We start from the raw sequence: 20,288 nt of genomic DNA on the forward strand, positions 1-20,288 counted from the left end.
TTATCTAAGTGTTGCAGCAACCCTCGATAAAGCGGATTATCCAAGACGGCAGGTAAAATCTTATCGATATTTTTAAGATCTTCAATGGTCTCAAACAAGGGTGCAACGGGCAAATCAGCAGATAACTGTCCTGCCTCATCAACCCTGCACAGGCCAGCAAACCGCATCAATAATAAAACTTCTAATAATTGACTGGCATTATTAGTCATCGAAATAACATAACTGCCAAAAGTCTCTTGCCCTACCAGCTTACGTAATGTCGCCACTGAGTTCATCAATGCCAATTGTTCACGTGTTTTATCAGTCAAGTTATCAGTATAAATGAGCGGTGTACCAGGCTTTGCAAGCAAACGAGTCAGCCACTCTTGGCGCTCGCTTTCACTCAAAGTTTGATAATCTGGCAGATTAGAGGCACTGGCAAAAATATCGTCAATCACCTCACTATGATAAGACGACTCTTGACGGATATCCAGCGCGGCTAAATGAAAGCCACAGGTTTTCACCAGACGAATAACGTCAAGCAATAAGCCATCGCTATGAGCAGTATCATGGCCATTCACGCTCTGACGAATAATACGCAGGTCTTCTAACAGCTCTTGTGGGTCGGCGTAGGCATCTTTTTTAGCGTCACTATCACTGCCTTTACTTTGAATCAGGCGATTAGTAGCGTTGACTTTAGTAAGGATTAAAGAAAGCAATCTACGATAAGGCTCATTGCCATAATCATCGAGATTATAATCAAATACTCGTCTATCGAGCTCATCGTAACTTTTGATTTTGGCGTAGACCTCAGGAGCAACATGAACCGTAGTATCACTATGAATGAGCTGGCGGCGCAGTTTTTTGAGCAGTACTTGATAGTGACGCAACACGGTATCCGCATGCATTAATACAGCAAGCTCTGTGGTCTCAAAAGTCACGAATGGATTACCATCTCTGTCACCACCGATCCAAGAGCCAAAGCTCATAAACGCTGGTAATGGGTTGTCCGCTAGCTCTGGGTAGATATCGATAATGGCTTTTTTAATATTACGATAAACCTTGGGAATGGCATTAAATAAACTGGCGTTAAAATAGTGTAAACCATTATTTATCTCGTCATAAACCAAAGGCTTACGCGTACGCACCTCATCAGATGACCATAACAAATCAATGGTTTGCGCCGTTTGTTCTTTCGCTTGCTCGTAGGCGAAACTGTCTTCATTAAGATTGTTTAAGGCATCGCTATGAGTAAACAGACTTTGCAAGATATTCATCGTCGTGCGGCGACGCGCTTCAGTAGGGTGTGCGGTAAAGACAGGAATAAATTTGAGTTGATCTATGAGCTCTTGCATTTGGGCAGGTTCAATATTACGTTCACGACACTCAAGCAGGGTACGACGAAACGACCCTTCCCAGCTTTGCTCAGACTGCGCACGCAGGTTATGACGCTGCTCACGTAAGTAATTTTCTTCCGTTAAATTTGCTAAGAAAAAATAGATAGAAAAGCCACGTATGACATTTTTCAATGCTTGATTGTCTAAAGAGGCAATAAAGTCAATAAGCTCCTGCTTTTGTGCGTCGTTAGGCTCGCGGCGTTGTTGGATAAAACCTTTACGCAATTTTTCGATGGTATGTACCGTCTGTTCACCAGACTGGCGAGAAATCGCAGCCCCTAAGAAAGAGCCTAATAAGCTCGTGCGTTCCCGTAACACATTATTATCTATCGTCATCCTTGACCTTCTCATCAAATTAGTTGGCAAAGCAGTCACACTGCTTTGAGGGTAATGTCTCTATTGTCTTCTGAAGTAACTATTTATTATCATAAAAATTAAGATATTGGTCTTTTAACTTACGGTTATTTACTACCACAAACCATGCGCTTTGATTTCAGCGACTTTAGCAATTTACCACACTAGCCCTAGCAAAACCATTAAACCTCGATAACATAAACGAGATTTTAGGCACTGCGTACGCAAGACTAAACTAGTGGAAGAAACGTATAAAATATAGAAAAAAGTTAAACCCACATAATGTTCATAAATTACACCACGCTTTTATCTCGATATAAATAGCAAATCATAATGCTGTTATTAAGTCTCAACCAACCACTTAAACACGATACAACTGCTCAGAATTTAAAAAAACCTCGTAAGCGTTGCGCTACGAGGTTTCTTTTATTTGAATCAAAATAATTAGAATTAGATAGCATTTGCACAGAGTGTCAAAAAAACACCATCAAATCATAGGAGATAAGCACAAGCGTTTAACCCATAGGAGCAGAATCTGACATGATTGTCTTCTTATGAGTTTGATGGGTCTGTATTCGACTGATAGTCACCCCTGTGAAGCCAAACAGAATTGTAAGTAGTAGCGATAAATAACAGAAAAAGGCATAAGGCAGATAATCAAGTACGGGAACGCCCAATGCTTGGCTGATAAACACGCCGCACACACTCCAAGGTACCAATGGATTAATCACCGTACCGGCATCTTCAATGGTACGCGATAGGTTTTTTGGGTGTAGGTTTAAACGCTCGAACGTTGGTCGGAAGGCGGTTCCTGATAATAAGATACTCAAGTACTGCTCACCAATAAGTACGTTGATGCTTAAAGCCGACATGGCAGCAGCAAAAATAGCACGCCCTGCTGTCGTTAAATTGTCTTTAATACCTGATAATAATGCTGGCAAGATACCCAATGCTGTCAGCAAGCCACCAAGACTGAGCGCTAATATCACAATCGCTTGGGTAAAGAACATGCTTTGGACACCGCCGCGCGATAGCATGCCGCCTACCTCGCCCAACTCTAATGACTTAGCAGGGGCATAACCTGCAAACAGATAACCACCCAACTGACCAAAGCTTGGCGAGCTATGTAAGTAAGTAATAATCAATGCCGCAGCGATGGTACAGATGATGGTATAAATGGCATTGACACGAAATATCGCCAGTCCTACTAGCACGACGAAAGGCAATACGGCATAACCATGTACCAAGCCACTTTCAATTAACTGTCCTTGCAGCACTCTTACTTGACTTAAGTCAGAGCCAGCCGTTTGCCCAGAGAAGAACCAAAACAATATCACCGTCATTATCCAAGCCGGCACAGTGGTATACATCATATTGCGAATATGGTCAAACAAATCAATGCCGACAACCGATGAGGCAATGGTACAAGTATCCGATAATGGCGACATTTTATCACCAAAAAATGCTCCAGATACCACCGCACCAGCGGCAATCGCCACATTGGCATCAAAGGCATTGCTCATCCCTATGAAAGCCACGCCAAGGGTGGCGGCCGTGGTCAAACTACTGCCCAAGGCAATACCGATAATAGATGTCAATACAAAGGCTGAGATATAATAATACTCTGGCGATATCAGCTGAAAACCAAAATACATCAGCGTCGGAATGGCACCAGACATTATCAAGGCGGCGATCATCAAACCAATAAAAAAGAATAAATAAATCGCACCGATACCGCGCATGACGCCAGACGCCATTTGCGCTTGCATATCATCGAAGCTTAAACCTTTGAACAGACCGATGGCTAGTAGCACACAGATGGCGAGTATCAATGATAAATGCGGCACCCAGCCAAAGCCAATCATGGTAACGCCCATGATGGCGATGACAATGGCAGAAATCATAAACGCCAGTTGCGGTGAAATTTGGGTGAGTATTTTTGGTGGCATCACACATCCTTAGCTTGCCAGTCAAGTCTGGCGTTGGGGTTGGCTTTGGGTTGGACAAGTTTAATGAGTTGCAATGATTATTGCTACCCTCATCATTTACCCAGTAGGCTATCAGTCTTCGCGGCCATGACAAAATCATTGCGAGGCAAACCTTATTTGGTAGACATTCCACTTATTACTTTACAAGGGCTATTTATTGAACAAGTGACCATTGCTTTTAAGCAGTTTTTACAGTCGTATTTTGATGATCATTTCGATAATTTTCACAGTGATTGACATAAGCCACTGGCAGGCTGCTTAAATCGTTATCAACTCTAGGGCGCGTCCTCAATTCAAGCGCTTGTCTCTAAAGGGGCTAAAAATAAATCTTGCGTTGAGTTAATTATTGATTTGGATTATGCTTTTTGTCCGCAAGACTCATATTTTTGTAAGGACACAGAATGTTTAGACATGTAGAGTATTATGCTGGTGACCCTATTTTAGGATTGATGGACCAGTTTTTTGCTGACCCCAATCCCGATAAAGTCAATTTGGGCATCGGTATCTATTACGATGAAGAAGGTGTATTGCCCGTATTAGACTGCGTCAAAACTGCCGAACAGCAGATTGCAGATTCAATCTCTCCGCGCCCTTATTTGCCGATGGCAGGTCTGGCTGGACATCGTAGCGCTTGTCAGAATTTACTGTTTGGTAAAGGGGCTCAGGTATTGACTGAGGGCCGTGTGGCGACGATAGCGACTCTCGGGGGTTCTGGTGCACTAAAAGTTGGTGCTGAATTTATACATCAGTGGCTACCTCAGTCGAAGTGCTACGTCAGCGACCCAACATGGAGCAATCATATTGCTATTTTTGCAGGTTGTGACGTAGAGGTTGGCAGTTATCCTTACTACGATAAAGCCAGCAGTAGCATCAAGTTCGATGAGATGATCCGCTTTTTTGAAACCTTGAATAAACACGATGTGGTGTTGTTGCACCCTTGCTGCCATAACCCAACCGGTATGGATTTGACAAAGCAGCAATGGGATAAAGTGCTAGAGGTAATAAAGCAGCGTGAGCTAATTCCATTTATGGACATCGCTTATCAAGGCTTTGGCGAAGATATGGACAGCGACGCGTATGCTATTCGTAAAGCAGTTGAGATGAATTTGACGGTGTTCGTGAGTAACTCCTACTCCAAAAACTTATCACTGTATGGTGAGCGTGTTGGCGGTCTTTCCGTCGTTTGTCCGACAGTAGACGAAACTGAGCGCGTCTTTGGTCAGTTGAACTTTATTGTTCGTCGTATCTATACCAGTCCACCCTCCCATGGCGGCCGCGTGGTTGATATCGTCATGAATGATGAGGAACTATATCAGCAGTGGGTTGGTGAAGTTTATGGAATGCGCGACCGTATCAAAGCTATGCGCTTAAAGCTCAAATCGGTATTAGAATCCAAACTACCTGAGCGTAATTTTGATTACATTACTCGTCAAAACGGCATGTTTAGCTTTACCGGCTTAACAGTTGAGCAAATCGAGCGCTTACAAAGCGAATTTGGTATTTACCTAGTCTCTAACTCACGTATGTGTGTGGCAGGCTTAAACGTCAGTAACATTGATTACGTAGCCAATGCCATGGTAGAGGTCTTACAAGAAACCTCAACCGATTAGGCTTGGTAGCCAAATTTTTAATAGAACTATTTACTAAAAAAGCTGAGCCTTTGCTCGGCTTTTTGCATTTATGAATGCATCTGCACTTAGATAACATTGGGGCACATCTTTAATTCAATCAATGACCATTTAAATGCTAAAAAACTACTATTTTAAAGCGCTCACTGCAGTATGCTCATCCGTCCTAGCTTCTTAGTATTCGTATTTCTATCCAGAAAGACTTTAAAATCAGTTTCACCTCACATTTGGTATTGCACTTCATGTGTTAATCTAAGTAACTAAAAAATAAAATGACAGGCTAAGGCGCTGTCAATGACACATACAACTGAGCGATGTGCTGTAAATATTTCATCGCAGGATCGCTTCTAACATTTATTTGACTATAATATTTTATATATGCAAATTATTGGTTGTATAGCGGTCAACTGTTGGCTATTCTTGGTATAGGCATTGTTATATCTCAAATTTAGAATTGATTTTTATTTATTAATTCTAAATCAACATACTGTTTTATTCATTAAAATAAGGTTGAAAATTATGAGTGATACACCTTCATCAAATAATAATAAAGACGCTCTACCATCCGATGCCGCTGAAGATGTTTATGATTTAGCCATATCGGCCAGAGAGGAAACAGAAACCTGTAGAAAAATTGCACCGATAGTGGTCAAAAAACTGTCAGCGCTATCACTATTTAGAATGGGGTTGCCAAAGTCGTTGGGAGGATGGCAAGGCAATCCTGTAGAAACGCTAAAAGCTTATGAGACGCTGGCCAGTGCTGAGGCCTCAGTATCATGGATTGTTTGGAACAATCATTTGGCTTGCACATTTGGACGATTTTTGGACGATTTTTGGACGAGCCTAGTATGCAGGAAATATACAGTGACCCCTCTCATGTCTATGCCAACTCAGCTCGCCCTGAAGGTGTTGCTAAACAAACAGCAGAAGGCTATACGGTCTCAGGTCAATGGACATTAGTATCAGGGTGTGAGTTGGCCGACTGGTTTGTGCTACGTTGCTTGGTAATTTCCGAAGGCTCACCCACCACCCTTGGGCCGGGCGCAAATTTAAAACTGTTCTTTATTCCAAAAGAAGATGTTGAAGTGATTGATACTTGGCATGTTGGCGGCCTAAACGGTACAGGCAGTCACGATATCGTCGTTAAAAACGCTTTTGTAAAATCGGACTATGCGGTCGGATTTGATAGTCCGGTTGCCATCGACAACGCCTATAATCGCCTACCGATTGGTTGTATTAATGCAGCTGGCTGTGCAGCGATGGCACTGGGCGTCTTAAAAGCAGCGACAGATGAGTTAATCCAAATTTGCCTAGAGAAAGTAACGCCCGGTAAAAGCCCAGATTTGCGTGATCGAGCAGCGGTACAAGCGACTATCGCTAAGAGCAAAACACTTTTGGCCTCTAGGCGCGTGCAATTACACAATAGTGTCGAGGTAATATGGGATGCAGCGCAGCAACAAAACAGCTTTACCGATATACAGCTGGCTGATGTGTGGGCAGCAGCCTGTGAGGCAGCACGAGAAGCCCGAGCCATGATATCGGAGATTTACGCAGTTGCTGGTACGGTCTCGCTATATAAAAAACATAGGATAGAGAGAGCGCATCGAGACATTCATGCTATTTTACAGCATGGGATTATTCAGCCACATTGGATGGATCAAGCCGGTATGGCTTACGTCGGACTGACCCCAAATGCCGCCATGTTCAGAGTATAAAATTGCTTTTATGATAATAGACAAGCCCTCATAAAATGAGGGATTTTTATCGCTTTGCTATTCAGCCAAAGAAAAAAAATCATTGTTAAAAATTATATAGTGGCTACCAAATCATCACTCTAAAAACTTATGAATTCTCAGGTTGCAAAAAAGCAAGACATCTAATGCCTTGCTTTTTTATGATTAACGAATTGCTTTATTCGATACTGCGCTTGATTTCTTTAATCAAAATGGAAACCAGCACCAATCGAGCCGCCAGCATTACCTTGGGTATCAGCGGTGCCGTTTACCTTCATGACCCAACGACCATCATTGGACAATTTCGAGAAGCCAATCGCCACTGCGCTTTCTCCGTTATAAGTACCAATACCACCGCCGATTAATGACTTACCTGGAATAAAGGCTTGTGGTAATGAAGACATGGCCATGGCTGCCGAGATACCCGCGTTTGCATCATCTTCGACTTCACCAATTTTGTAGCCTAGATCGCTCATGTTATTATTGAGCCTGCTATCAAGTGCACTTAATTGACCGAAATTGACGGCATCTGTGGCTTCTGTAGCATTGGCAACCCCGGTAATGCGGCTATCGCCTGCATTGATACCGCTTGCAGTCATACTAGGTCCGCCGACAATCGTGACGCCATTGTTATTAATGGATGTATTGCCAGTCTTGACACTATCTACGTTGATGTTGCCGTTTAGATCAAACTTAATACTACTGCCTGCTGCTGTAGTGCTGATGTTATTGCCACCTGTGAAGGTGAGGACACTGTCATCACCTACTGGTTTGTTGATGGTAGCGCCGCTATCTGCACCAAAATTGAGACCCGCATCTATTTTGTCCTTATTCACTTTAATGTTGGTCGTGTTGGTTTCGATATTCGTGGTATTCGTTACGATATCGGCCGTATTGGTGGCAATGTTCGTGGTATTGGTTTGGATATTCGTAGTATTGGTCTGGATGCTTTCATTGATTATAACTTCACCTTGCTTGATAGAAGCTATTGCACCATCGATACTATTTTGACCAGTACCACCAATATTATTGTTCGTAAAGGTTCCATCTACAGGATTGTAGACTGTATCTCCTCCAATAATACTACTGATACCAGTGCCTTGAGCGTAGAGCTGACCACCGTTGATGGCATCTTTACTACCTTCAGAGACAGCACCATTCATCACGTTTGTAATCTGAGTATCGGCAGCATTGATACCGGCTTTGGTGACACTAGGTCCGCCTGCGATAGTCAGACCATTATTGTCAATAACGGTGTCACCCGCTGTGACGCTATCTACATTTAGGTCTGGGTTTAAATCAAAGCTAATATCATTTGCGTCTACCGCTCGGCCAGCTTGACTTGCTACACCACCATTTGCCGACGTTCTAGAAATAGTAATGTTTCCATCTCTGCTGTTCATATCAACAGCGCTTCCCTGTTTTACCATGGTAGCGGTATCACTTTGTGCACTTAATGCCCAACCTCTGTCTAAGGCAAACGTCGTCGCGTTCAACTGTCCCACAGTCGCCGCATCTGTGTCTGCCATACCGGCAGCTACATTGGTGATTCTATTAAAACCATTGTCAAGACCACCACTACTCAGTCTAACCGTTCTACCGGGACCATTGTCAGTAAAGGTAAAGCCATTGCTGTTCATAATGCTATCACCAATCTGCATGCTACCCTCATTGCCTAAGTTCAGCTGGTTATTCAGTTTTACTTGAACACCCGTTGCCGAGGCCATCGTCGTAATATTGCTATCACCCGTGACGTTGATGGTATCACCTAAAGCAAACTGCTGGTCGTTGGCACTATTGCCATCACCGATTTTGATGCCTTTGGCAATCTCACCATTAGTCTTAAACAACTGACTACCGTTAACCGCATCTCTACTAGTAGCGCTCAACAATCCATCAGCGACATTAGTAATCTTGTTGTTGCCATTATTCAGACCATTGTTAGTGAGTGCTACTTGGTTATTATCACCATTATATAAAGTAACACCTGCATTATTAACTTGAGTATTTCCAGTGGTAACGCTGCCTGTATTACCAAGATTAATATCTTTGTCCAATTTAACAGTCAAGGTATCATCTCCATTAGCGGTGACACTAATGTTTTTCGTTGCTGGATCAGCATTGATAGTATCCCCACCTTTGACTGTGAGTTTTTGACCAAGTTTACGATTAACGGTAGTACCCGTATCACCATCGAAGTCGAGACCTTTATTTATCGTTGTAGTCGTTGCATTTAGTTGTCTAATATTAACGGCATCAGTATCTAGTGATCCATCGGCGACATTGGTGATTTGGTTGCCGCCATTATTTAGACCGTTATTACTGAGCGTGACGGTTTGGTTACTGCCGCCTGTGAGGGTGACACCGTCATTGTTAATAACGGTAGTTCCTGTGGTCAAGCTGGTTAAGACTAAGTTAGCAGCAGTGGCAACTTTAATACCACCTTCGTCAGCGGTTAAGACAATATTGTCACCGCTAATAAAATTGGCTGTGTTATTGTCCTTATTCAGAGTTTTGACATCAGAACCATTGATTTGCGTTACTACTGTTTGCATCGCGCTATCGGCTTTGCCCAAGCTTGCTTTACTGCCTTCGCTTAGATCCACTTGGTAATCAGTGATATTGGTATCAGGATCTTTGATACTGGCGGTTACTGTTAATGCATTTGCATCTGCAGTAGAAACACTGGCGCCATTGGCATTGACGGTGTAGACGTCCTGTCCAGTATCGCTATCGGTTGAAAAATCAACACTGGCAACATTCGTTCCTTTAACCACTTTGGTTCTCGCTCCTGCAGCAGCCATCTGTACATCACCGATGTTTGCCGCATTGCTGACTGTATCACCACCACTTTTTACTCCCTTGATCTGGGTGTCATTGGCATTGATGCCAGTAGTAGAGATATTAACGCCGCCAAAGTCTGCACTGGTGAGTCCAGTCAAAGTTGGAGACAAGCCGAGGGCTATACCATCACCACTACCCAAGGCTGTGGTCGTTAAATTGCTGTCCGTATCAAGTTTAATCTCTTCACCTAAGGCAAAGGTTTTTTTGAGCGTGCCGCCGCTGCTTACATCGTTCACATTAAATTTGATGCCTTTAGCAATATTGTCAGCGTTGGTGCCAATATTGGTGGTATTGGTCGAGATATTGCCAGTATTGCTGGTGACTTGTTGGTTGGTATTAAATAACTGACCACCATTGATGGCGTCTTGACTATTTAGACTAACCGTACCATTAGAAACATTGATGACTTTTTTATTACCGGCATTAACACCACTCTTAGTGATACTTGGACCATTTAGAATGTTCAGACCATTGCTAGATATGAGAGTGGTAGACAGAGGGCTTGATACAGCAATTCCTACACCAGTAACGGTAGTATTAACTAGAGCGTTGCCTGTTCTAACACCTAAGCCATCGACTGTAGTCTTCGTCAGTATATTGCCAGTTGTGAGTCCAGAACGATCAAGTGTCGTAGTATTACCAAACCCTATAGGAAAACTCGAACCCATTTTTACACTACCTGTCTCACCTAGATCTATATTTTTCGCCAGTTTGACAGTTAAGGTGTTACTCACGTTATCTGCAACAACACCGATGTTGTTGTCCGATAATGCCGTGGTTGCACCCCCTTTGACGGTAAGCTTCTGACCCAATTGACGGTTGACAGTTGTCGCTGTGTTGTCACCGGTAAAGTCTAGGCCTAAACCAATGGCTGTGCTGTTATTAGTCACTTCTGTATTAGTGGCATGCAACTGACTGCCATTCACCGCATCCGTGCTGCTTGCATTCACCGCTCCACCAGCGACGTGTTTGATCTGACGCTCAGCGCCGGCTGAACCAACTGAGACCTGATCACCAACTCGCATCGCAGGACCTGCAATGGTATGTGTGACCCCGCCAACGGTCATGGTCGACTCAGTGGTTGCATTTGTGGCAGTCGTTGACCCTGCACCTAAAGCAACCGAACCATCTAAGCTTGCTGACGATCCCATGCCAAAGGCTGAGGACGCAACACCCGCTGAGGAAGACTGTACGCCAATAGCCGTAGACAAAGCACCTTTAGAAAGCGCTTTTGAGCCAATCGCTATAGAAGCAGCACCACCAGCTTCGGTATTTCTAACGTAATATCCCGCTTCAACAAGGTCACGACCCGTATAAGCTTTGAATGCGGTATTGACATCACCTCCATTGATTGCAGATGCTGAGGTGCCATCAATATTGGCTTGAGAGGCGGCATTTAGATCGTCACCACCAATGGCAATAGAAGATCCGCCTTTGGTCACAACGTTTGCACCAATGGCGATAGATTGCTCACCCATTGCGGTGGTGTGTTGACCACTGCCGCCGCTACCAATGGCAATGCCTTGACTGCCAGTCGCACTGGCGTTTCGACCCATTGCCATCGCGTTTTCACCCGTGGCACCTAGGTTGTCATCGTTGCTACCACCCGTTGATTTCACGCTATAGTATTTGGTTTTATTAGCGGCAACGGTAGTATTAGTGGCATGCAACTGACTGCCATTCACCGCATCCGTGCTGCTTGCATTCACCGCTCCACCAGCGACGTGTTTGATTTGACGCTCAGCGCCGGCTGAACCAACTGAGACCTGATCACCAACTCGCATCGCAGGACCTGCAATGGTATGTGTGACCCCGCCAACGGTCATGGTCGACTCAGTGGTTGCATTTGTGGCAGTCGTTGACCCTGCACCTAAAGCAACCGAACCATCTTTGCTTGCTGACGATCCCATGCCAAAGGCTGAGGACGCAACACCCGCTGAGGAAGACTGTACGCCAATAGCCGTAGACAAAGCACCTTTAGAAAGCGCTTTTGAGCCAATCGCTATAGAAAGCAGCACCACCAGCTTCGGTATTTCTAACGTAATATCCCGCTTCAACAAGGTCACGACCCGCATAAGCTTTGAATGCGGTATTGACATCACCTCCATTGATTGCAGATGCTGAGGTGCCATCAATATTGGCTTGAGAGGCGGCATTTAGATCGTCACCACCAATGGCAATAGAAGATCCGCCTTTGGTCACAACGTTTGCACCAATGGCGATAGATTGCTCACCCATTGCGGTGGTGTGTTGACCGCTACTTCCTCCGCCAATGGCAATAGTCTGACTTCCGAACGCTGTGGCATTCTTACCTATAGCAATGCCATGAAGAGGACTTGCCGTAGCATTAGTCCCACATTCTACTTCTGTAGCAGCATTGCAAGAGGCAGCATTCACCTGAAGACTAAAACCAGCCGCTATCAGCCCTAATCCGATGGCACTTAAGCGCAGACTATTGACGGATGAAAGACTGGGTGTCGTATTGATGGTAGCGTTTGCACTCACGCTAGATTTGGAAGATTTGCCACGTGCCTTAGCATATTCACCAACTGCAGTGAAACAATTCAAGGCTTCATTCCATATTACTTTATAGATGCGGTTCATAATGTGTACTCCCTTACAGACTTATCGGATTTAAAAAATCAGAGTCGTTATCTATCTTGTAGAGAGTCGATATAACAAAATAAAACGGGTTATAAGCTTATATGGATGAACCTTTTTAGAGTGTCACTTGCATGACTGTGTAATAAATAAGACGTTTTTGTTTTGTAACATTTTTATAACTCTCTGTATATTAGTATTACCGAATATACAGAGAGTAACAATGCAACTCATCAGCCAATTACTACCGTTTGTCCATTATATTCATAATAATGAATATAATGTCTTATCAGAAATGGACTAGTCTTGATTGTCCAGCTTTTTGAACACAGATTCATATTCTTATTACAAATTTGTATAGGGTCTGTTGAACATTCAAATATTAGGACTGCCAGTGCCACATTTGAATGTTCAACAGACCCTATATGTTACTGACTGATATTGTGTATTAAAGCACCACTTTGTGTGTGAATCTATATACAAGTCATAGTTAAATAAGTGTTATCCGATAGGCAAAACTATCTGCACCACAAGCCCTTGTACGCCATCTTTGCGGTTATAAACATTGATTCGTCCTTTGTGCGCCATGACAACCGCGTAGACGATTGCCAGTCCCAAGCCATAGCCACCCGTCTCGCGATGACGCGCAGAATCGAGGCGGACAAAGGGCTGAAAAATACGATCTACATCCTTATCCTCGACGCCGCCGCCCTCGTCAGTGATACTGATTTGGATAGCAGGTGTTTTATTGTCCATCTGCACTTCTGTCATCTCAGCAATCACGGTAGAGGCTGGTGAGGTATGCATAAAGGCATTGCGAATGACGTTCTCAAGCGCACTGTGCAGCTGTTCTTGATTGCCAGATATGGTCCAACACTCTGTCAAAAAATCCGTTCGTGATATTTTTAGTGAGGAGCTAGGCGGCTGCCATTGCCAGCGTACGTTTTTATGTTGAAACTCGAAACAAACATCTTGGGCAATGTCGCTAATAATCTCAGAGAGATTGACGGCCTCACTTTCTAGATTATCGATGGTGTATTGCTGCATTTGTAGCGATTGAATATGGATAATTTGCTCAATCAACTCATTCATTCGTGCCGACTCTTTATCGATACGGTCGAGATAACGACTGGCATTGGGCGCAAAATCCCGCGTCAGCTCAGTGGCGACATCCAAACGCGCCAATGGCGAGCGCAGCTCATGCGAGATGTCACTGAGCATCTGCTTACGTGCCAGCTCGCTATCAGCCAGTCGTATCGATAATTGGGCCACGTCTTTACCCAATAATCCTAACTCATCATCTCCCATCGTTGTTAAGTTTGGATTGACTTGATAATCACCATCAATCATGCGATGGACGGTATGTTGCACTCGGCGAATACGCTGGGTCAAGGTACGACTGAGCCAATAGCAGACCAAAATACTAAAGAGAATTATCAGCAACAAGCGTACAGGAAAATGACTGCGTTGCAGCGCGACCAAGTCGGCAAAACGCAGATGGGGACGCAGCTGTATGATAACGCTCTGCTCATCCGGTAAAGCAACGGTCAGGTCAGCCAATTCAGGGCGATTATCGCTATCAGCTATCGCAGCTCTCCGACTAGGCATCACTGGCTGAAAAATGCTTTCGAAATAAGACGGCTTAGCACTGGGCATCTCATTAGCGGGCTGAGCAAATGAGGCATTGTTAGGTTTCGGCGGTGTTTCCATAGAATAATCAAGTGCTTGCCGATCTTTTGGCTGATCCTCTCTGTCCCGATAGCGTGGAAATATGATAGCGCCTTGCCCATCGTAGACTCTAATCTGACTCATCAATCGTCGCTCTTGACGATACATATCTCTAACCGTGGGTAAATCGCCTATTTCTAACGCTGCAACCAGCTTTTCACGCTTGACCAATAAGCGCTCAATCTGCACATCCATCCGAGCGTTCAGCTCTTTTTCACTGAGCCAGCGCTCCACCATAATGGATAAAACCGAGGTGATCAAAATCGTCACCAATAAGCTTAAAAATAGACGCCAAAATAGAGTCATGCGTATCTTAAATATTGACGCTTTTATTGAGTAGTCCGTCATCACAGCACCAACTGATAGCCTTTACCACGAATCGCTTTTATCGGCTCATCGTGGAAAGGTTGAAGTTTTTTTCGCAGTCGCGAGACGTGGACATCAAGGCTACGATCAAATGGCTGTAACTCTCGCTGCAACACATGTTCTGACAGCCACGCCTTACTCACGACCTCGCCTTTTTGTTTGAGTAGCGCGACCAAGAGATCAAACTCTGTACCGGTGACTTGTAACTCTATGCCATCTATCTGACAAAGCCGCTGGTTTTGATCCAGATGTAAACGGCTCTCTGGTAGCGGCATATGTTCTGATGCCGCCGCGTTGGTGCGCTTAATGACGGCATTGATACGTGCCAGCAGCTCTCGAGGATTACAAGGTTTGGTAATATAATCGTCAGCGCCCAGCTCCAGCCCAATAATACGATCAATCTCTTCTCCCTTGGCAGTCAGCATAATCACGGGGATATCACTAATATTGGGCAACTGACGCAACACACTAAGACCATCGATTTTTGGCATCATAATGTCTAACACTAGCAGATCGTAAGCAGCCTCATTATTCATCGCCGCTTTAAGTTTTTGTATGACCGCCTCACCATCGTGAACGCAGTCGCATGTCACCCCGTGGTTGTGCAAGTACTCTTGTAATAACTGGGTCAATTCTTCGTCATCATCGCCTAGTAATATGTGTGGCACATCTGTCTCCTTAAGCGTTATATCGCTTTATTAGCCATATTATCAGTCAATTGCTTATCCATTCGCTATAAACGTTACCTTTCTTAATACTTCATAAATGTTCGTAACCTTTAACTGTCGTAACATAACGGCTATCAGCGACAAATACTGATGATATGCAATGATGGATAGTGGCTATCCGGGACACTTACCATGCATAGGCTGATCAGATAAAAACTGACTTTTTCGCAACCAATAACGTTTGCACCATAAATTAAGGTAATAATGATGAAAAAATTATTAATGGGCTCAGTATTAGCAATGTCTAGCATTTTCACCGTAACAGCTTGTACCAGTGTGAATGCAACCACCGATACCACACCAACGACCAGCAAAATGCAGCATAAAGATGGCATGAAAAACGCCATGAAAAAAGACGGCATGAGAGGTCCAATGTCGCAGCTAGATCTAACAGCAACGCAACAAGCGCAAATCAAAGCCATCATGCAAGCACAACACGGCGATCGTAAAGCTGACCGTACAAAATACCAAGCAGAACGTACGCAAATGCAGCAACAAATGCAAGCATTGACCAGTGCCAGCACATTGAATACAGCCGCCGTTAATCGTCTAGCTGACCAGCAAGCGGCGAAAACCAAACAACGCTTTATTGAGCGTGTACAAACTCAACATGCTATCTCGCAAGTATTAACCGCTGAGCAGCGCGCTAAGCTTGCTACATTAAAAGCTGAAAAAATGGCGAAAGGTCATAAAGGCTCAGAGCACGGTAAAATGCATGGCAAACCACATCAAGGCATGTAAGCTTTTATCAATACAGAGACATGTATTAATAGTTAATGTCTTACAAGTGTTAAAACTAAAAAGCGCATCGTATAAACGGTGCGCTTTTTTGGTTTTAATTTCAATAACGACTAACTAAACTTACCTACGATTAATCCGCTTTTATTCAATCGTCCCGAACTTCTCTTTAGCCATTGGCATGACACTAAACATCATCTTTCCTATCGCAGTACCATTGCCATCACGATAATACTGCATCAGCTCATTACCATACTCGCGCACATCAATACTATTACCAGCATTGGGCACTTGCACATCGTTTGGTAAATTGGGAAATGCCATGTTTTTGGCGCTTATAGCGGAATACTGCTGCAAAACATCTATGACCATGTTTTTATTGGAAGCAGTCTCGCTCGGAAGCTCACTACGCAGATGCTGCCATTTGAGCTGACCACGCTTATCAAATCCATAGAACTCTTGCGTCTCTGCATTAGCTAGCGTTGTACTTTCTGTTTTCTCTGCTGTTGTTTCCTCTATTGTCTCAGTGCCACTATCTATGTCATTCTTTATCATTGCCAACATTTGCTGCACCAACGCTTTACTGGTAAATTTATTAGCATTTGTGTCGCCTATCTCGTAAGGCTCGCTTTCTTTAACAAGTTCTGGATATCGCTGACCAATCCGCTCGTAGACGATGCGCATATAATCTTGATAAAACTGCTCATAACTCTCAGCACTTTGTACACGGCGAATGACTTGGTTACTTGCCAGCATCGCTGGTAGCTGATGCGCGGGTAACTTGGGAGAGAGCGAAGCTAGCGTATTAGGGGCGACATAATCAAACTGGCTAACAGGTGCCGCATCAAATGTGGCATCTAGCGCCGCAAAATGACTTTTTATTAATTCACTACCAAAGCCTTTGGGTAAGGTGCCGTCATCAATGGCTAGTTTTAACCACTTGTTGCGCCACTTTATGCCGAGCTTATCGTCTAACAGTTCTGAATTAAACATCGCAAAATTATCTGCCCATAGATAAATATCACCGTTTTTCAAGTCTAGATAAATAGGCTGATTGACACTGCTTTGATGATTGCGCGCGTGATACTGAACGCTCGCCAACATCGTCGCCTTGCCAGCCATTGGCTGATAAATGCCTTGTGCATTGATAGACAGTGGCTTTAGCACATAAGCATCTAGTAATTGTGACTTTTTGATATCTTGTTTGCTCTGCTTATTCTCATATTCATTAAATAGCTTTTCATAATAGGGCGACACATAGGATGAGACAGTCGTAGCGCTTGCTTCACGAGCCGAGTCCATATCAGACACGGTTGTTTCCATCTCTGCTACTGAATCTACCACGTCTTCAGCTGCCGCATCAATGGCATAGGATTCACTATCATAGTGCGCGTCTCTCCATGCCTCATAAGCAGCCGAACAAGCTAGGTAGGACTGTTTAAGTGCCTCACGCTGGTCATCATAATCAGTCGCTGCAATATCTTTATGCTGTGCTTGCGCCTTTGTTAATAAGGCCCCATAAGCTTGATCGTGGCTATCATCACAATAACTATCTACATATTCTGATGCCACCAGTTGCGTGCTGTCAATATCGCTAAACTGTTGCTCGTTACTGATTTCAAGATTGCTATGGTAGCTAAAGGACTGGCGGCGCTGTTTTTGTAACGCCGTCGCCAATGCTGTCTTGGCTGCCGCTGGTGTTTGCTTAGCAGTTATCGCGTTAGATTGTTCGAGACTGGTAGATTGGCAACCCGTTAATAATAGTGCCCCTGTGATCAATGTACCAGCAAATAGGCGGTGGCTATTGATAACTGACGGAAAGCTAGCTGACGGAAGACGACTTGCAATGATTTGATGTGCTTTTTTCATTTTTTATCCTTAATAAATATGGGCTTGAACATGACAAGATAGCGTTATTGATCGTCTACCCTGTTGTCAGCATCATCTGCGGCATCGTCTTCGATATCATTATCATCTTGACGATCAACACTGTCATATTCTGCTGCCTCATAGCTGCTATCATCATCCGCATAATCGCTACCATAGTCGTCATCATCGTAATCACCACTGCGACCACTATAATCATAGCGGGCATCACGTGCCGCTTGCAGCCTGTCTTTTTGTTGACGCTGCTCTGCGATCCATGCATTACCATCGATAGCAGCTTTAGCATTTGCGCCAAAAGACTCGGTCAATAAAGGCGTTAGTGCGTGGTTATTAAAGCTGCTTTTATCATAGCGTATTTGGTTTAGCACGCTGGTCGTAGAGCCCAGCAAATCGCCACCGATATTTATCCGCTGCTGCTTGGCAAGCAGGCGATCTGAGCTGTCTAAATAATAGTAATTTATCTGATTAAAAGAGATCGGACCGATGGCCTCAATAAGTTGCAAAAGCGAACCTACATCCGCACTTTGGTAGCCTTTATTGTATAGCTGCACTTTCGCCAGCGCGGTTTTTAGCATAGCGCCATCAGGATATTTTTGTGGATTGGCATCGACATAATCCTGTAGCGACTTTGTCATGTATTTTAAAGTCTTGCCAATCATCTCACCGCTTTGCTTACTGCCAAAATAGACTTTTACCGCACGACTCGCCCCGACTTCTTTGGCAAAGGCATCATGACGAATATCTACCGCGCTAAAGTGCTCGGGCGCAAGCTCTGCCATGCTGCTCTGTATGGCAGCGATGGCGGCATCATACAGCACTGCTGGCGGTAGCTGCGCGGTAATACTCTCTGGCAAGCCAAAACTGACGGTATGTGAGGTCATTTGATTAGGTAAGGGGGTGTTTTCAGGATTAACAAGCGCCACGATAGGCAGGATTGCCGATGGGTCTACCGTAACTGTACTATGGTTAAAATCGAATGCTAACGGTATTTGTATGGATGAGCTAATCGTTGGTGTCATATAGTCATAGCTATAGACGCTTTGTAATTGGCGTTGTTTGGGTTGGTACTGACTGACACTATTGAACGTTAAATTTTGATATTGATAAGCATTTGACGCGGCTATCTGTTCAGGCGTGCGATGGAACATACTCAGCATTTGACCAATGACGCCAGTAGATGGCGTTGATGATTGTCTACCTTCTACAGCCTCTGATTGTTGTTTTGCCATCTGTATGGCTTCATAGTTTTTTAACAGATTTTTAGACTTTAGGTTTGAAACCCCTGAGAGAATGCCACCTTCTGCATTGCCATATTCATTATAGCCATCGCTGTCGTAACTCTCTGGATTGTAGCCATATTCATTGTAACCGTCTTGATCATAGCCGTCCTCATCATAGTTAACATCCTCTACAACACAGACTTCATAAGCGTCATCATCCTCATTATCATTGCATTTATTCGACTCTGCACTTACCGCTGCTAACTCTGCCATAGCCTCAGTTTGCCTGTTCTCATAATCACTTTCATCATAAGCACTTTCATCATAATCACTTTCATCATAGTCACTTTCATCATAATCGCCGTCAGGCTCATAAGCATAAGCTTCTATAATCGTTCTAAGCAAGCTACTAGACCCTGCATCAATGCTATCTGGATCAATAAAAGGTGCGGCTTGATAATTGGCTTGCGCGACTGCCACATGTTCTGTTGCCAGATGCTGACGAATAGCCGCCAGTAAATGCGATTTGGCTTGATTGTCGGTATTGGGGTGTTTTTTTTGGTTAAATAACTGTTGATAACGCTCAGATTTGGTAGTAAGGCTGTCATTAAACGCGCGTCCTTGGGCTTGGCTCTGCGTGCTATCAGCGCTACTAAAATCAATCATGCTTTTTGATACCGCAGATGATGATAGCGCTGGGTTTGATTGACAGCCTGCCAGCCCAAACGCACTGCCAACCAGTAATGCGCAGCCTGCTATAAGGGTTAATTTGCGCGACTGATATGAATGCTTATTATGATTGTTGTGGTTATAGTTATGGGCAGATGACTGATGATGAGCCATGCCAGAGTGACGCTGTTGGTCGCGTTTATGAGTATGGTTGGATGACATAGTAATTTCTTCTTATAAATAGACAGACAATAACGAATAAATTCTAGCACTATTATTTATATCACAATGCGTTACAATTTAGTAAGATTAGAACGTATTTCTTAAAAATTTTCAGCATTTTTGATAAGACTGTTTATCTAGCAAACGTGGCGCTAATCATTATGTCAATTAAGGCACGCCCTAACGTTCTAGCCTCTTTATTTTTA

The 20,288-nt window shown here is 43.9% G+C and carries 12 protein-coding genes; 4 read left to right on the plus strand and 8 right to left on the minus strand.

Translation table 11 applies throughout. The annotated features are described in order from the left end of the window. A partial coding sequence (locus AAEY79_RS12260) for a phosphoenolpyruvate carboxylase (RefSeq protein WP_352288526.1) occupies window positions 1-1,712 on the minus strand: 1,712 nt, incomplete at its 3' end. A 533-nt stretch (window positions 1,713-2,245) separates the two neighbouring features. After that, complete coding sequence (gene nhaC / locus AAEY79_RS12265) at window positions 2,246-3,679, minus strand: Na+/H+ antiporter NhaC (RefSeq protein ID WP_025652904.1); 1,434 nt, start codon at window positions 3,677-3,679, stop codon at window positions 2,246-2,248. Between the two features lie 440 nt (window positions 3,680-4,119). Here nhaC and AAEY79_RS12270 point away from each other — a divergent pair, with 440 nt between their 5' ends. From AAEY79_RS12270 to AAEY79_RS12280, 3 genes are all read left to right on the plus strand, one after another. After that, a complete protein-coding gene (locus tag AAEY79_RS12270) occupies window positions 4,120-5,328 on the plus strand; it encodes an amino acid aminotransferase (RefSeq protein ID WP_025652906.1) in 1,209 nt (402 codons plus the stop codon). Window positions 5,329-5,865: 537 nt separating this feature from the next. Continuing rightward, window positions 5,866-6,306 (plus strand): acyl-CoA dehydrogenase family protein, encoded by a 441-nt coding sequence (locus AAEY79_RS12275; protein ID WP_201567211.1) that lies wholly within the window; start codon window positions 5,866-5,868, stop codon window positions 6,304-6,306. Beyond that, window positions 6,195-7,061 carry a hypothetical protein gene (locus AAEY79_RS12280; protein WP_201567213.1) on the plus strand — a complete coding sequence of 289 codons (867 nt, stop codon included), beginning with the start codon at window positions 6,195-6,197 and terminating at the stop codon, window positions 7,059-7,061. The genes AAEY79_RS12275 and AAEY79_RS12280 overlap by 112 nt, the downstream gene beginning before the upstream one ends. A 221-nt stretch (window positions 7,062-7,282) precedes the next feature. On the opposite strand, the gene AAEY79_RS12285 is transcribed toward AAEY79_RS12280, so the two are convergent. The 4 genes from AAEY79_RS12285 to AAEY79_RS12300 all read right to left on the minus strand — a co-directional run bounded on the left by AAEY79_RS12285 (window position 7,283) and on the right by AAEY79_RS12300 (window position 15,286). Next, window positions 7,283-11,989 (minus strand): YadA-like family protein, encoded by a 4,707-nt coding sequence (locus AAEY79_RS12285; RefSeq protein WP_352288530.1) that lies wholly within the window; start codon window positions 11,987-11,989, stop codon window positions 7,283-7,285. Further along, the gene (locus AAEY79_RS12290; RefSeq protein WP_352288533.1) at window positions 11,901-12,527 is read right to left on the minus strand and encodes an ESPR-type extended signal peptide-containing protein; all 627 of its coding nucleotides are present in this window, start codon (window positions 12,525-12,527) and stop codon (window positions 11,901-11,903) included. The genes AAEY79_RS12285 and AAEY79_RS12290 overlap by 89 nt, the downstream gene beginning before the upstream one ends. Window positions 12,528-13,025: 498 nt before the next feature. Continuing rightward, entirely contained in the window at window positions 13,026-14,558 is a 1,533-nt protein-coding gene (locus AAEY79_RS12295; protein WP_227692072.1) for a cell wall metabolism sensor histidine kinase WalK, read from the minus strand. 41 nt (window positions 14,559-14,599) lie between these two features. Continuing rightward, the gene (locus tag AAEY79_RS12300) at window positions 14,600-15,286 is read right to left on the minus strand and encodes a response regulator transcription factor (protein ID WP_101211400.1); all 687 of its coding nucleotides are present in this window, start codon (window positions 15,284-15,286) and stop codon (window positions 14,600-14,602) included. A 267-nt stretch (window positions 15,287-15,553) separates the two neighbouring features. Between AAEY79_RS12300 and AAEY79_RS12305 the strand changes: the two genes are divergently transcribed. Next, window positions 15,554-16,087: a Spy/CpxP family protein refolding chaperone gene (locus tag AAEY79_RS12305; protein ID WP_201567224.1), complete on the plus strand. Its 534-nt coding sequence runs from the start codon at window positions 15,554-15,556 to the stop codon at window positions 16,085-16,087. Window positions 16,088-16,228: 141 nt separating this feature from the next. Here AAEY79_RS12305 and AAEY79_RS12310 read toward each other — a convergent pair whose 3' ends face one another. Next, complete coding sequence (locus AAEY79_RS12310) at window positions 16,229-17,953, minus strand: hypothetical protein (protein ID WP_201567226.1); 1,725 nt, start codon at window positions 17,951-17,953, stop codon at window positions 16,229-16,231. Between the two features lie 44 nt (window positions 17,954-17,997). After that, the gene (locus tag AAEY79_RS12315; RefSeq protein WP_201567228.1) at window positions 17,998-20,082 is read right to left on the minus strand and encodes a hypothetical protein; all 2,085 of its coding nucleotides are present in this window, start codon (window positions 20,080-20,082) and stop codon (window positions 17,998-18,000) included. Window positions 20,083-20,288 lie beyond the last annotated feature (206 nt).

The sequence above is a fragment of the Psychrobacter sp. GW64-MNA-CIBAN-0177 genome (genome assembly GCF_040309585.1).
GTDB classification, from domain to species: domain Bacteria; phylum Pseudomonadota; class Gammaproteobacteria; order Pseudomonadales; family Moraxellaceae; genus Psychrobacter; species Psychrobacter okhotskensis.

What these genes read in the sequence shown, in the direction of transcription:
- nhaC (WP_025652904.1), bottom strand. Translation starts at nt 3,679, where the DNA reads ATGCCACCAAAAATACTCACCCAAATTTCACCGCAACTGGCGTTTATG.
- AAEY79_RS12295 (WP_227692072.1), bottom strand. Translation starts at nt 14,558, where the DNA reads ATGACTCTATTTTGGCGTCTATTTTTAAGCTTATTGGTGACGATTTTG.
- AAEY79_RS12270 (WP_025652906.1), top strand. Translation starts at nt 4,120, where the DNA reads ATGTTTAGACATGTAGAGTATTATGCTGGTGACCCTATTTTAGGATTG.
- AAEY79_RS12290 (WP_352288533.1), bottom strand. Translation starts at nt 12,527, where the DNA reads ATGAACCGCATCTATAAAGTAATATGGAATGAAGCCTTGAATTGTTTC.
- AAEY79_RS12310 (WP_201567226.1), bottom strand. Translation starts at nt 17,953, where the DNA reads ATGAAAAAAGCACATCAAATCATTGCAAGTCGTCTTCCGTCAGCTAGC.
- AAEY79_RS12315 (WP_201567228.1), bottom strand. Translation starts at nt 20,082, where the DNA reads ATGTCATCCAACCATACTCATAAACGCGACCAACAGCGTCACTCTGGC.
- AAEY79_RS12305 (WP_201567224.1), top strand. Translation starts at nt 15,554, where the DNA reads ATGAAAAAATTATTAATGGGCTCAGTATTAGCAATGTCTAGCATTTTC.
- AAEY79_RS12280 (WP_201567213.1), top strand. Translation starts at nt 6,195, where the DNA reads ATGCAGGAAATATACAGTGACCCCTCTCATGTCTATGCCAACTCAGCT.
- AAEY79_RS12275 (WP_201567211.1), top strand. Translation starts at nt 5,866, where the DNA reads ATGAGTGATACACCTTCATCAAATAATAATAAAGACGCTCTACCATCC.